The organism is Saccharomonospora piscinae (assembly GCF_005862235.1).
Classification (GTDB): Bacteria; Actinomycetota; Actinomycetes; order Mycobacteriales; family Pseudonocardiaceae; genus Saccharomonospora; species Saccharomonospora piscinae.
In genome coordinates, this window is the sequence record NZ_VCEK01000001.1 from 305123 (window position 1) to 318574 (window position 13452).

Sequence of the window (13452 nt, forward strand, 5' to 3'; positions counted from 1 at the left end):
CTCGGTCTTGTGCGGCCCGTCGTGGCCACTCGTGACCCTGGGACGGAGCTCGCGCCCCATTCTCGACATCCCGCGCTCGACCTTGTCACTTCGCACGATCGAGCGCGAACTGGTGCACGTCGAGATACCCCGCGCGGAACCCGGCCTCACAGTAGGCGAGGTAGAACTCCCACATCCGGCGAAACGTGGTGTCGAAGCCGAGTGCCGCCACCGCGGGCCAGGCGGCCAGGAAACGGGACCGCCACCGCGACAGCGTGCGCGCGTAGTCGGCACCGAGGGCGTGGCGTTGCCGCACCCGCAGCGTGGTGTGGTCCCGCAGTGCCTGCTCCACGGCGGGCACCGACAGCAGTTGCCCGCCGGGGAAGACGTACTTGTGGATCCAGGTGTGGGAGTCGCGGGTGGCCAGCAGCCGGTCGTGCGGCATCGTGATCGCCTGGAGAGCGACCCGGCCACCGGGTTCGAGCAGGCGGTCCAGCGTCGCGAAGTAGTCCGGCCAGTACTCGGCGCCCACGGCCTCGATCATCTCCACGCTGACGATGGCGTCGTAGTGTCCCCGCGCCTCGCGGTAGTCGCACAGCACCACCTCGACGCGGTCGGCGACGCCCTCCTCGGCCATCCGTTTGGCGGCCAGTGCCCGCTGCTGCTCCGACAGCGTCAGCGTGGTGACCCGCGCGCCCCGCCGCGCCGCGCGCAGCGCCAGCTCACCCCACCCGGTGCCGATCTCCAGCAGGTCCGTGCCCGGCCCGACGCGGGCGAGGTCCAGCATTTCGTCGATCTTGCGGCGCTGGGCCGTGGCGAGGTCGTCACCGGCACCGGCGAACGAGGCGCACGAGTAGGTCATCGTCTCGTCGAGGAACTCGGCGAACAGCTCGTTGGACAGGTCGTAGTGCCGGTGGATATTGCGCCGGGCGCCCCTGACCGTGTTGCGCTCCCCCTCGGGGCGGGGCAGATCGACCCAACGGCGCAGCAGTTGCAGCGGGCGCGGTACGAGCACCGCCATGCGCCGCGCGAACGGGGTGAGCACCCCGGGCAAATCGTCGGCGGTCCAGTCCCCGGCGAGGTAGGCCTCCCCGAAACCGATCTTCGCGTCGGCCCCGAGCCGGTGGAAGAACGCGCGCGGGCGGACGAGCCGCAGCACCGGCCCGCCCGCGCCGAGGCACCGGCCGCCGGGCAGCCACACCGTCACGGGTAGGTCGGCGACGGCGTGGCGGAACAGCCGCTCGGCGGCCCAGGCACGCAGCGGTGCGTGCGGGGTGACGGCGAGTTCGGCCCACGTCGGGTCCGTCGGCGGGTCCGTCGGCGGGTCTGTCGGCATCACGCGGCCTCCTGGTCACGGGAGAAGAGGGGCAGTCGGCGCAACCACAGCGCGATGCCGTGGGCGCGGATCAGCGCGGACACCCGCTGCGGTATCAGCGGACGGGTGAGCAGCAGCCGCACGAGTTCCGTCGTCGTCGCCGGCCTGCGGCGGCCGCGCAGTCCCGCCGCGAGCGCCACCCGGCCGTCCTGGTCGAGCACGACCGACACGTCCAGCCGTGCGTCCGGCTCCGGTACCCGCAGCCGGTAACGCCCGCGCACCGCCAGAAACGGCGAGACGTAGAAGGTCTTGTCGGCTTCGGCGCGGCCCGCCGTATCGGGCCGCAGCAGGTACCGGTGCCGTCCCCGGTAGGTGTTGTGGACCTGCGCCACCACACACACCAGCTCGCCGTCCGCGTCGTGGCACCAGTACAGCGACAGCGGGTTGAACACGTGGCCCAGCACCGCGGCCTGCGTCAGCATGAGCACCCGGCCACCGGCGAGCCGGATGCCGCGCGCGGCCAGCCAGTCCTCCAGGTCGGCGCGGATGCTCCTCCCCGGGTTTTCGACGTGGTCGCGGGCGCGGAAGGCCGCGAACGGCCGCAACCAGCGCGGCAGCACCGGCAGGTCGTCCACGTCGACCAGCCACAGGCACAGGCGGTGGGTGAACGCGCGCCGCGGCTCTCCCCGCACGTGCGTGACCTTCGCGTCGTAGAGGGCGCTCACCAGTGCGCCCCCAGTGACGCGGCGGCCCGCACCCCGGAGGCGCAGCCGTCCTCGTGGAATCCCCACCCGTGGTAGGCCCCGGCGAAGGCGGTGCGGCCCGTGTCCAGCTCCGGCAGGCGGCGTTGTGCCGCGACCGACTCGGTGGTGTAGGCCGGATGCTCGTAGGGCATCTCGGCCAGCACGCTGTCCCGCGCGGGCCGGGCACCCAGCGACACGAGGTAGTCCACCGGCTCGGTCAGTCCCTGCAGCCGGTTGAGGTCGTAGCTGACCTGGACCGGGTCACCGGTGGTGGCGCAGCGCGGTTTGCGCAGGTTCCACGACGCCCGTGCCCCGCGTGCCGACGGCAGGACCGACCCGTCGGTGTGCAGGCAGGCGAGATTGCGGGAGTAGCGGAAGGCTCCCAGCACCTCGGTCTCGGCGCGCGTGGGCGAGGCCAACAGCCGCAACGCCTGGTCCGGGTGGGTGGCGATCACGACCCGGTCGACCCGGTGGACGCGGTCGGCGGCGTCGCGGACGTCGACCCCGCCGGGATCGCGGTGGACGGCGCGCACCGGCGTCCCGGTGAGCACGGTGGACAGCCGCGCGGCCACCCGCCGGACGTAGGTGCGCGAACCGCCGACGACGGTGCGCCACGTCGGCGATCCGCCCACCGACAGCATCCCGTGGTGGCGCAGGAACGTGAACAGGTACCGCGCCGGGTACTGCGCGCTCAGCGCCCCGCTCGCCGACCACACCGCCGACACCACCGGTACGAGGAAGTGCTCGGTGAAGTAGCGGGAGTACCCGCCCGCCGTGACGAACTCGCCCAGCGGCAGCTCACCGGTGGAGGGGTCGTCGAGCACTCGGTTGGCGTGGCGGTGGAAGCGCAGCACCTCACCGAGCAGGCGCAGGTAGGCGGGCCGGACGAGGTTGCGCCGCTGCGCGAACAGGCCCGCTGCCCGCCGCGCCCCCGCGTATTCCAGGCCGCAGCCGTCGCAGCGCACGCTCATCGACATCTCCGTGGGTCGCGTCGCCACGTCCAGTTCGGCGAACAGCCGCAGCAGCGTCGGGTAGGTGCGCTCGTTGTGGACCAGGAACCCGCTGTCCAGTGCGAGGTCTTTGCCCCCGGCGGTGCGGACGTCGTGGGTGTGGGCGTGCCCGCCCAGCCGGTCGTCGGCCTCGAAAAGCACGACCTCGTAGCGTCCGCGCAGCACGTGCGCGGCGGTCAGGCCCGCCACACCCGAGCCGATGACCGCCACCGTCGGCGTGGGCGAAGCAGAGTGATCAGTAACAGCAGCCACGAACACTGCTTCGGTGCCGTGATCACCCGGGATTGGATCACGTGATCCACACCACAACCACCAGCCCGTTCGGGCCGGTGGTCCGAACCCGTCGCATCAGTCACCGAGGAGGTCCGCACCTGTGCCACCCGCCGCCACCGCACTCGCCGAGCCGCTCACCCGGCTGCTCGGCACCGAACTGCCCGTCCGGCTGCGCGCCTGGGACGGCAGCACCGCCGGTCCCGCCGACGCCCCCACCGTCGTGCTGCGCTCCCGCCGCGCCCTGCGGCACGTGGCGTGGAGTCCCGGTGAACTCGGCCTGGCCCGCGCGTACGTCGCCGGCGAGATCGAGGTGGACGGCGACCTGACCGACGCGCTGCGGCGCTGCTGGCACTCGGCCCGGGAGCGGGTGTCCCGTCCCGAACTCGGCCTGCGCGAACGGGTCGCGATCCTGCGCACCGCCGCGCGGCTCGGGGTGCTCGGGCCTCGTCCCGCGCCGCCCGCCGAGGAGGCCCGCCCCACCGGCGCGCTGCACACCCGCCGCCGCGACCGCGCGGTGATCGCGCACCACTACGACCTCGGCAACGACTTCTACCGTCTCGTGCTCGACCCCGCGATGGCGTACTCGTGTGCCTACTACCGCGACCCGCGGGACAGCCTGGGGACGGCGCAGCGGGCCAAGCTCGACCTCGTGTGCCGCAAGCTCGGTCTGCGCCCGGGTATGCGGCTGCTCGACGTCGGGTGCGGGTGGGGTGCGCTGCTGCTGCACGCGGCCGAGCACTACGGCGTGCGCGCCACCGGGGTGACCCTCTCGGCCGCTCAGGCCGACCACGTCCGGGCCGAGGCCGCCCGCCGCGCGCTTGCCGAGGTGACGGTGCTGCTGCGGGACTACCGTGATGTCGGCGACGAGCGGTTCGACGCCGTGGCCTCGCTGGAAATGGGTGAGCACGTCGGCGCCGAGCACTACCCCCGTTACGCCGCCACCCTGTACCGCGTCCTGCGCCCGGAGGGCCGCATGCTGCTGCAACAGATGTCGCGCGGCGCGGTCGCCCCCGGCGGCGGTGCCTTCATCGAGTCCTACATCGCCCCCGACATGACGATGCGCCCCGTCGGCGACACGGTCGCCGCCCTGGAGCGCGCCGGGCTCGAGGTCCGCCACGTGCATGCGCTGCGCGAGCACTACGTGCGCACCATCCGCGACTGGGCCGACCGGCTCGAACACCACCGCGATGAGGTGGTTGCCCTGGCAGGGGCGGCCCGGCTGCGGGTGTGGCGCCTCTACCTCGCCGGGGGTGCGCTGGCGTTCGAGGAGAACCGCATGGGCGTACACCAGATCATCGCCGTGCGCCCCACCACCGACGGCCGCAGCGGCCTGCCCCTGGAGCTGCCGGAGGTGACGGGGTGACGCTCACTTTCGCCGTCACGGCCGTGGTGGTGCTCGCGCTGATCGTCGGAACCTTCGCCGTGGCGCTGCGCCGGGAGCGCTACGACCTCATCGACATCGCGTGGGGACTCGGCTTCGCCGCCGTCGCCCTGGTCACCTTCGTGCGCTCCACCGGCGACCCCGCGATGCGCGTCCTGGTCACCGCGCTCACCGCCGCCTGGGGCGTCCGGCTCGCCATCCACATCGGACTCCGCGCTCGGGTCTCCGGTGAGGATCGCCGCTACGCCGACATGCGCCGCCGGAGCGGGCCGGCACGCATGTTCGTGCGGGTCTACCTCGTGCAGGCGGTACTGCTGTGGGTGGTGTCGCTGCCGGTGCAGGTCGCCCAGTACGGCGAGGCGCCGCACCCCGCGCTGATCGTCGCCGGGGTGGCCGTGTGGCTGGTCGGGTTCGTCTTCGAGGCCGTCGGCGATGCCCAACTTCGCCGGTTTCGCGCCGACCCCCGCAACCGGGGCCGCGTGCTGGACCGGGGTCTGTGGCGCTACACCCGGCACCCCAACTACTTCGGTGACGCCTGCGTCTGGTGGGGGCTGTATCTGCTCGCCTGCCACAGCTGGCCCGCCGCGGCCACGATCGTGGCCCCGATCGTGATGACCGCGTTGCTGGCACGCGGTTCGGGCAAACCCATCACGGAGCGCCACCTGGCGCGCTCCCGTCCCGACTACGCCGACTATGTCGCCCGCACCAGCGGCTTCGTGCCGCTGCCGCCCCGACGGCCCGCCACGAGAAAGGACTCTCAGCCATGACCTCCACCACGTTCGCGCGCCTGCTCGGCGCGCTCACCACCGGCTACGGCGCGCTCGTGCTCGCCCGCCCCGCGACGCTGGCCGGTCCCTGCGAGCTGACCGGCCCCGACGGTGAGGTTGCGCCCGAGACCGCGACCCTGGTCAGGGCCATCGCCGCCCGCGATGTCGCCTCCGGGCTCGCCATGATCGCTGCCCGCACCCCGTCGGCGCTGGCCACCGCGATCGCCGTCCGGGTGGCCTGCGACGCGGGTGACGCCCTCGGTCTCGGTCTCGGCCTGCCCACCCGCGACGCGCGGCGCAAGGCCGCGCTCGTGGCCTCGGCCTGGGGCGCGCTGTGCGCGGCCAGCGCGCTCGGCCTGCGACAGGGGCGCGGACGTCACGGCGCGAGGTGAGCCGGAGGTTCACGCCATCTCAATATCTCTCTGAGATACATTGGTCTCATGCGGAACTTCATCCTGGGGCTGCTCCTACTGCACCCCCTGTCCCTCTACGAGGTGCACGCGCGCTTCGCGGGCGGTCTCGCCCACATCTACGCCGCCAGCTACGGCAGCATCCACCGGTCCCTCACACAACTCGTGGCGCGGGGCGACATCGAGCCCGAGGCAGCGGCCCCCACCGCGCGCAATCGCAAGCGCTACGTCGTCACCGACCAGGGGAAGAGGACGTGGCTGGCGTGGATGAAGGAATCGCCGGGGGGCGAGGGCGTCGAAGTGGCGGCCCTCGCCCGGGTGTTTCTGCTCGGCCTCGTCGAGGACCGTCGCGAGCGCCTGTCGATTCTCGCCGCGCTGCGTGAGCACGCACTCGCCGAACACGAGGCCCTGCTCGGTGTCGACCGCGACGCCGGCGCCGCCGGCGCCGCCGGGGCCGCAGAGGACACAGAGGACACCGCCGGGGCACGTTACCGCGCCGCCACCCTCGCCTACGGCGTCGCGACGAGCAAGGGACTCGTCGACTGGCTGGACGCGATCGCCACCGACGACCCGGCGCCCGCGGCGCCCGCCACGCCCGCCACAGCGTCAACGACGGGAGGCCGACGTTGACGACGTTCGCCCTCTCTGTCGCGCTCACCGTCCTGCTCGGCCTCGCCGTCCTGCAGGTTCTGCTCATCGCCGGCTACCCCCTGGGCAGCCTCGGCTGGGGCGGGCGGCACCGGGTCCTGCCGAGGCGGCTGCGCCTCGCCTCGGGTGTCTCGCTCGTGCTCTACGGGCTCTTCGCGGTTCTGCTCCTGAGCCGGGCCGGTGTCCTTCCCGGATCGGACGAGGTCCTCGTCGTCGTCGGCACGTGGCTGTTGTTCGCCTTCTGCACCCTCAGCGTGCCCATGAACGCGCTTTCCCACAGCCGCGACGAACGGCGGGTCCAGGCGCCGGTCAGCGCCGTCCTCGCGCTCGCGGTGCTGGCGATCGCCCTCCAGGCCTAGCGTCGCGATCGGCCGGGGCGACTCGGTGTCGCGGTGAGCGGGTCGTCCGGCCAGGCGTGCTTGGGGTAGCGGCCACGCAACTCGGCCCGCACCTGCCGGTAGCCCTCGCGCCAGAACGACGCGAGGTCGCCGGTCAGGGCCGCCGGGCGCCCGGCCGGGTCGAGCAGCCGCAGCAGCAACGGCACCCGTCCCCCGCCGACGGTGGGTACCTCGGTCCAGCCGAACACCTCCTGCACCCGCACCGGCAGCGCGGGCTGGTCGGGTTCGTAGTCCACCCGGACCCGCGCGCCGGACGGCACCGTGACACGCGGCGGGGCGAGTTCGGCCAACCGGGTGGCCTCGGGCCACGGGAACAGCCGTTGCAGCGCCTGCCCCGCGTCGATCCGGCCGAGGTCGGCGCGGTTGCGGGCGGTGGACAGCTCCGGTTCCAGCCACGTGTCCACCGTGGCGAGCAGCGCGGCCTCGTCCACGGCGGGCCACGGTGGCCCGAATTCGCGGTGCAGGAACGCCAGCCGGTGCCGCAACTGGTGGGCGTCGTCGTCCCAGCGCACCAGTCCGGTCCCGTCGGTGGCCAGGCCGTCGAGCAGGGCGGCCCGCACCGCCTCGGGTGCGGGCTCGGCGAGGTCCCGGGCGGACAGCACGATCGCACCGAGCCGCTCGACCGTGCGGGCGCGGACGTCACCGCCGTGCCAGTCGACCTCGTCGGTGACCGAGCGCATCCCGGCGGCGGCCTGCTCGGCGAGCCGCTGGTCGGCGCGCGCGGCGAGCCGGACGAAACCGTGGCGGCGACCGGGTTTGCGCTCGGCGACCGCCACGGCCAGCCACTCCGACCCGGCCAGCCCGTCGGCGGTGGGCATGCCCGAGAGGTCCTCGACCACTTCGGACCGCGGCACCTCGACCGCCGTACCTCCGGCCATCAGGTAGGTCCGCGACCGTGGCGCCCGCCTGCGCGCGAGCCGTTCGGGGTGGGCCAGCGCCACCACCGCGGCCTCGTCGCCGGGGTCGGGTGGGTCCGGCGTTTCGGGGACCAGCCTCTCCAGACGGCGCACCTCCCGCCGCCAGCGACCCGCGGCGGGGCTGTCGCCGCGCAGCCCGCGCAGGGCCACGGACAGGTCGGTGTCCCGGGCGAGGCCGTCGTCGTCGAGCAGGGCCACGACCTCGGCGGCGGTGCGGCGGCCGGCGATGGCGGCACCGTCCAGCAGCGCGCGGGCGAGGCGCGGGTGCAGTCCGAGCGCGGCCATGCGGTGTCCGCGCTCGGTGACGACTCCCTCGCGATCCAGCGCACCCAGCGCGGTGAGCACGTTCCGCCCCGCGACCAGCGGTCCTTCCGGTGGAGCGTCCCACCAGCGCAGCGCCGCACCGTCCGGGGTGCCCCAGCAGGCCAGTTCCAGCGCGAGCCGCGTGAGGTCGGCGGTGTGGATCTCCGGTTCCGGATACGCCGCGCGCCCGGAGTGTTCGTGCTCGGCCCAGCAACGGTAGGCGTGCCCCGGCGCCTCCCGTCCGGCGCGGCCCGCGCGCTGTTCGGTGACAGCCCGAGGGGAACGCACGGTGACCAGCCCGGACAGCCCCCTTCGGTGGTCCATGCGCGACACCCGGGACAGTCCCGAATCCACGACCACCCGCACGCCGGGCACGGTGAGACTGGACTCGGCGACCGCCGTGGCCAGCACGACCCTGCGCCGTTGCCGGGGACGCAACGCGGCGTCCTGCTCCCGGGCCGGAAGCCTGCCGTGCAGCGGCAGCACGTCCACCCCGGGCTCACCGGCGAGCAATCCACCGACGCGGGCGATCTCGGCAGCACCGGGCAGGAAGGCCAGCACGTCGCCGGAGCGCTCGGCCAGCGCCGCCCGCACCGCCCGCGCCACGGTCCCCTCGGTGCCCTCCTTGCGGTGCGGGGCGACGTGCGTGGTGCGCACCGGGTGGGCGCGGCCGTCGACCCGCACGACCGGAGCCGGGTGACCTTCGCCGAGCAACTCCGCCAGCCGCTCACCGGCCACGGTCGCGGAGGCGGCCAGCACCCGCAGGTCGGGCCGCAGTCCGGCCCGCGCGTCGAGCAGCAGCGCCAGCAGCAGATCCGCGTCCAGGTGCCGCTCGTGGCACTCGTCCAGCACGACGACGTCCACGCCGGGCAGCTCGGGATCGGACTGCAACCGGCGCACCAGCAGCCCCGAGGTGACCACCTCGACGCGCGTGCGGGCCGAGGACTTCCGGTCCCCGCGCACGGCATAGCCGACCCGCTCGCCCACCGGCTCGCCGAGCAGCTCGGCCATCCGGCTCGCGGCGGCGCGGGCCGCCAGCCTGCGCGGCTCGGCCACCGCCACCCTCAGTCCCCGCCGCGCCAGCGCCAACGGCACCAGCGTGGTCTTGCCGGTGCCGGGAGGGGCCACGAGCACGCCGGTGCCGTCGCGGTCGAGTGCGTCGCCGATCGTGTCCAGATACGGCTGGACCGGCAGGTCGGGAAGCGCGGGCGGAGACGACGTCATCGAAGGCACCGTATCGCCGTCCCCGGCACGCTGACCGTGGAGGACCATTCGACCCGCTCAGAACCGGTAGCGCACGACCCAGGTGCTCAGCCGGGCCCACGACGTACGCAGCCGCAGCAGGCGCAGGATCGTGCGGAACCGGCGGGAGAAGCCGGGGAAGTGCTCCGGGGCGCGGGCCAGGACGAACTCGTCGACGAACCGCAGCCGGGGGTTGAGCCGCTCCACCTCGGCCGGGTCGTCGATGCCGAAACCCTGGAAACCGCGCGGGATGCCGACCTTGCGCAGCTCCGGTGCCCGGCCGAGGTCACGGGAAAGCCAGGTGATGTTGACCTGGCACACCAGCTCGCCGTGGGGGAAGTGCTCGGTCAGCGTGGTCAGCAGCCGGGTGGCCACCGCCGGGTCGAGAAACGCGAGAACGCCGTCAGCGACGAGGATGGCCGGCCGGTCGGCGGGGATGGCGTCCGTCCATCGTGGATCGTCGAGGGAGGCCGCGATCATGGTCTCCCGGGGATGGTGAGGCATCAGGCGGCGACGCAGCTCGATCACCGAGAGCAGGTCGACCGCGTAGTAGTCCACGGTCTCGGGCAGTTCGGTCCGGAACGCGCGGGTTTCGAGACCGCATCCCAGTTCGACGACGACCGCGTCCGGGTGCCGCCGCACGAAATCGCGCACGTGGTCGTCCAGGAGACGAGCGCGGATGGCGACGTTGCGCGCGAGGTCCGCGTCACCGGCCGAGGCGCTCCGCACGGACTCGTCGATCCTGCTCGCGACCTCGGCGGCCACGGTGTCGGCCAGCAGCGCCGACGCCGACGCGGCGTCGGCGGCTCTGCCGCACAGGGTCAGCAGCAGGGTCCGTTCGACCGCGGTGAGGTCGTCGAGTCGTTCACCGGTGGCCGTCATGGCGGGTCCCCTCTTCGGTGTCATGCCGGTAGGCGTTCGTGGCCGCGCGAATCCGCTCACCGTCCGGGGAGGTCACGTATTCACCCATGGCGGCGTAGAGGTCCAGCAGGGCCAGAGGAACGCGGGTGGCCTGTTCGCGCTGGCCTGACTCGGCGCCCATCCGCCGCGTCAGGTATCCGTGCAGGAGAGTCACGCCGCTGTGCATCGCCGCCATGACTGCGGCCGCGTCGCGCACCCGCTGCGACCCGGCGGGATAGCGGTCCGGCCAGGTGCCGGTCAGAAAGTCCTCGGCACCCGAGGCCAGTTGATCGAGCACGGCGGTCGCGGCAGGAGTGTCCTCGAGGATAATCCTGCCGAGATACCGCAGCAACGGTGGGCTCGACTCGAACAGCGCCGCCATGAAGGAGGAGTCGCCGAGCTCGCCGTCGCGCGCGGCTGTCGACAGCCGCTGCCGGAAGATCTCGACGACCACGTCGTCGCAGGCGTCGCGGAGCGCCGCCTTGGAGCCGAAGTGGTGTTGCACCAGACCGACGGACACCCCGGCGGCGTCGGCGATGCTCTTGATGGTGGCGCCCTTGGTGCCGTGCTCGGCGAACTGCGCCAGCGCGGCATCGCGAATCCGCGCCCGCGCGGTCAGATCCGCCGCCGGACGCTCTCCCGAGCCGTAGGGTGAACTCATAGCCTGGCTACTATACGGCTGTATTGCCCGCCGTACACCGGTACTGTCACAGCCACGGGCGCTGAGGCGAAGACAGGTCGCCCGCGAGAACAAACGGCCAGGCGCAAGGCAGTGCCGAACGTGTCATTGTAGGCATATCTCCGGCGCTTTTCCTGCAAGTCTTACTCCCAGTTTCGAGGCTGCTTCTCCGGGGCGGATCGCGACTACACTCCGGGAGCGCGCCAACAGGAATCGTGAGCCAGGAAGGAGTCCGCACAATGCCCGGACCGGAACACTCGCCACCGAGTGTGCTCGATATCGTGTTCGGTTACACGGCGGCGCCGATGATGAACGTCGCGGCACGCCTTGAAATCGCCGACAAGCTCGCCGACGGAATGAAGACGAGCTCCGAACTGGCTCTGGCCACGGAAACACACGAACCGTCGATGTATCGGCTGCTGCGCGCGCTCGCGTGCTTCGGCGTCGTGACCCACACCGAGTCCGACACCTTCGAACTCGGCCCCGCGGGAAGCTCGCTACGGAGCGACTCCCCCGACTCGGTGCGCTCGATGGTCATGCTGCTCTGCGCTGAGGAGACCTGGCGTAGCTGGGGGCGGCTCGAGCACAGCGTCCGCACCGGGGACCCCGCATGGGACCAGGTCAACGGGATATCTCATTTCGATTTCCTGGCGCAGCATCCCGAACACGCCGAAACCTTCAACTCGGCCATGGCCGAATACACCAAGGCGGCCACTCCAGGAATCGTCGAACGGTACGACTTCTCCCGGTTCTCCACGCTCGCCGACATCGGCGGTGGAGACGGCACACTGCTCGCCGCGATCCTGAAATCGGCACCCGCCATGCGGGGTACATTGTTCGACCTTCCCGCCGGGATCGAGGGTGCGCGGAGAACCCTCGAAAATGCGGGTGTCGCCGACCGGGCCGACATCGTGTCCGGTGATTTTTTCAGCTCCATTCCCGCGGGTCCGGAGGCTTGCGTTCTCAAAAGCGTCCTGCACGACTGGGACGACCGGAAGTGCGTGGAGATCCTGCGTCGTTGCCGGGAGGCGATGCCCGGCGGCGGGACCGTGCTCGTGATCGAGCCCGTGCTTCCCCCGCACGTCAGCTCGCCGTCGATCATGGGGGTGGTGATGAGTGATCTCAACATGCTGGTGAACACCGGCGGGCGCGAACGGACCGAGGCGGAGTTCCGGGCACTGTTCTCGGCCGCTGGCTTGAGTCTGACGTCGCTCACCGGGGAGGGAACCGACTTCTGCGTCCTCGAAGCGACACCGGCCTGATCGCTCACGGGGCCGCGATCGCCCCGTCCGGAGGTGACCAGGCCAGGGTCTCGGCTCCCGCGTTGAGATAGGCCCTCGCCGGCATCAACCTGATCAGTAGGTCGCGCAACCCGGCACCGACCGGGTTGCGCGTCTGCTGCACCCGCGCCGAGCGCCCGGAGATCTGGGCGAGCTTCTGGGTGCGCGGCCTGCGAGCCGCGTCGTAGGCGCGCAATGCCGAGTCCGGCTCCTCGGCCCCGGCCAGCGCGATGCCCAACACGACGGCATCCTCGATGGCCAGGCAGGCACCCTGGCCGATATCCGGTGTCACGGCGTGCGCGGCGTCGCCGAGCAGGACGACTCGTCCGCTCACGAAGCTGGGCAGCGGGTCAGCCACGTAGTAGATGTCGTTGCGCAACAGCGCTTTCGGGTCCGTGGCCGCGATGACCTCGGGAATCGGATCGTGCCATCCATGGAAGCGGGTCGCGACGTCGTCGAGTGTGTCGTTCGCGAACGCGCCCTCGGGCCCGGCCGCGCTGCCGTACCAGAACACACGGCCGTCGACCAGCGGAGCGGTGCCGAAGCGCACTCCACGGCCCCAACTGTCCGTCCATACCGGAGGGTCCGCCAGTCCGCTGCCGGCACCGGGGGGTGCGACACCACGCCAGCAGACGTAGTCGGCGTAGGTCGCACCCGGATGCCCCGGGAACAGCATGGACCGCAGCGTGCTGTGCACGCCGTCCGCGGCGACGACCAGATCCGCCTCCAGTGACACCGCGCCCTCGGACGTCTCGAAGGTCACCCGCGCTCCGTCCGAGTCCGTATCCAGCGCCGTCGCCCGGTGCCCCGCGCGAATGTCGACCGCGTCCGCCGCGTCGAACAGAATGCGATGCAGGTCGGCCCGGTGCATCGCGAACATCGGATTGCCGTAGCGCTCGATCAGATCGGCCTCGCGCAGTTGTACGAGCCACCCTCCCCTCGCCCGCTGCACACCGATTCCCTGCCCCTGGGCCTTCGCTCGTAGTTCGGTCCCAAGGCCGAGCCATTCCATGGCGCGGACCGCGTTCGGAGCCATGCTCAGCCCAGCGCCGACCTCCCGGAAAGCTGCCGCCTGATCGAAGAGCCGGACCGACCATCCGACCCGGGACAGCGCGCGGGCCGCGGCGAGTCCGCCGATTCCGGCGCCGACGACGATGGCATTGCGCTCGACCATGACACTCCAATCGCAGTCGCTGCGAGGTACCGG

General features: G+C 72.4%; 13 protein-coding genes. 6 read left to right on the top strand and 7 right to left on the bottom strand.

What is annotated here, in order from left to right:
• Positions 1–85: 85 nt before the first annotated feature.
• The 3 genes from FFT09_RS01520 to FFT09_RS01530 are packed head-to-tail and all read right to left on the bottom strand — an operon-like array spanning position 86 to position 3299.
• Positions 86–1315: an SAM-dependent methyltransferase gene (locus FFT09_RS01520; RefSeq protein ID WP_138381580.1), complete on the bottom strand. Its 1230-nt coding sequence runs from the start codon at positions 1313–1315 to the stop codon at positions 86–88.
• A complete protein-coding gene (locus FFT09_RS01525) occupies positions 1315–2022 on the bottom strand; it encodes a DUF1365 domain-containing protein (RefSeq protein ID WP_081190514.1) in 708 nt (235 codons plus the stop codon). Before FFT09_RS01525 ends, FFT09_RS01520 begins: the two co-directional genes overlap by 1 nt.
• A complete protein-coding gene (locus FFT09_RS01530) occupies positions 2016–3299 on the bottom strand; it encodes an NAD(P)/FAD-dependent oxidoreductase (protein ID WP_208544326.1) in 1284 nt (427 codons plus the stop codon). Before FFT09_RS01530 ends, FFT09_RS01525 begins: the two co-directional genes overlap by 7 nt.
• 121 nt (positions 3300–3420) lie before the next feature.
• Between FFT09_RS01530 and FFT09_RS01535 the strand changes: the two genes are divergently transcribed.
• The 5 genes from FFT09_RS01535 to FFT09_RS01555 are packed head-to-tail and all read left to right on the top strand — an operon-like array spanning position 3421 to position 6885.
• Entirely contained in the window at positions 3421–4683 is a 1263-nt protein-coding gene (locus tag FFT09_RS01535) for an SAM-dependent methyltransferase (RefSeq protein ID WP_138381582.1), read from the top strand.
• Positions 4680–5468, top strand: coding sequence for a DUF1295 domain-containing protein (locus FFT09_RS01540; RefSeq protein WP_138381583.1), 789 nt, complete (start codon positions 4680–4682; stop codon positions 5466–5468). Before FFT09_RS01535 ends, FFT09_RS01540 begins: the two co-directional genes overlap by 4 nt.
• Complete coding sequence (locus FFT09_RS01545; RefSeq protein ID WP_138381584.1) at positions 5465–5860, top strand: hypothetical protein; 396 nt, start codon at positions 5465–5467, stop codon at positions 5858–5860. Before FFT09_RS01540 ends, FFT09_RS01545 begins: the two co-directional genes overlap by 4 nt.
• A 48-nt stretch (positions 5861–5908) precedes the next feature.
• Positions 5909–6508, top strand: coding sequence for a helix-turn-helix transcriptional regulator (locus FFT09_RS01550; RefSeq protein ID WP_138381585.1), 600 nt, complete (start codon positions 5909–5911; stop codon positions 6506–6508).
• On the top strand, positions 6505–6885 hold the full coding sequence (locus FFT09_RS01555; RefSeq protein WP_138381586.1) for a hypothetical protein: 381 nt from the start codon (positions 6505–6507) through the stop codon (positions 6883–6885). The genes FFT09_RS01550 and FFT09_RS01555 overlap by 4 nt, the downstream gene beginning before the upstream one ends.
• Here FFT09_RS01555 and hrpB read toward each other — a convergent pair.
• From hrpB to FFT09_RS01570, 3 genes are read right to left on the bottom strand one after another with little or no spacing between them, the layout of a single operon-like run.
• Positions 6882–9368, bottom strand: coding sequence for an ATP-dependent helicase HrpB (gene hrpB / locus FFT09_RS01560; protein WP_138381587.1), 2487 nt, complete (start codon positions 9366–9368; stop codon positions 6882–6884). The genes FFT09_RS01555 and hrpB overlap by 4 nt on opposite strands.
• A 57-nt stretch (positions 9369–9425) precedes the next feature.
• Positions 9426–10268, bottom strand: coding sequence for a class I SAM-dependent methyltransferase (locus FFT09_RS01565; protein ID WP_167305314.1), 843 nt, complete (start codon positions 10266–10268; stop codon positions 9426–9428).
• Positions 10252–10947 carry a TetR/AcrR family transcriptional regulator gene (locus FFT09_RS01570; RefSeq protein WP_138381589.1) on the bottom strand — a complete coding sequence of 232 codons (696 nt, stop codon included), beginning with the start codon at positions 10945–10947 and terminating at the stop codon, positions 10252–10254. The genes FFT09_RS01565 and FFT09_RS01570 overlap by 17 nt, the downstream gene beginning before the upstream one ends.
• Positions 10948–11204: 257 nt before the next feature.
• On the opposite strand from FFT09_RS01570, the gene FFT09_RS01575 reads away from it, so the two are divergent.
• Entirely contained in the window at positions 11205–12227 is a 1023-nt protein-coding gene (locus tag FFT09_RS01575) for a methyltransferase (protein WP_081190138.1), read from the top strand.
• A 4-nt stretch (positions 12228–12231) separates the two neighbouring features.
• Here the strand turns inward: FFT09_RS01575 and FFT09_RS01580 are convergent, their stop codons facing one another.
• Positions 12232–13419 (bottom strand): FAD-dependent monooxygenase, encoded by a 1188-nt coding sequence (locus FFT09_RS01580; RefSeq protein WP_138381590.1) that lies wholly within the window; start codon positions 13417–13419, stop codon positions 12232–12234.
• Between the last annotated feature and the right edge of the window lie 33 nt (positions 13420–13452).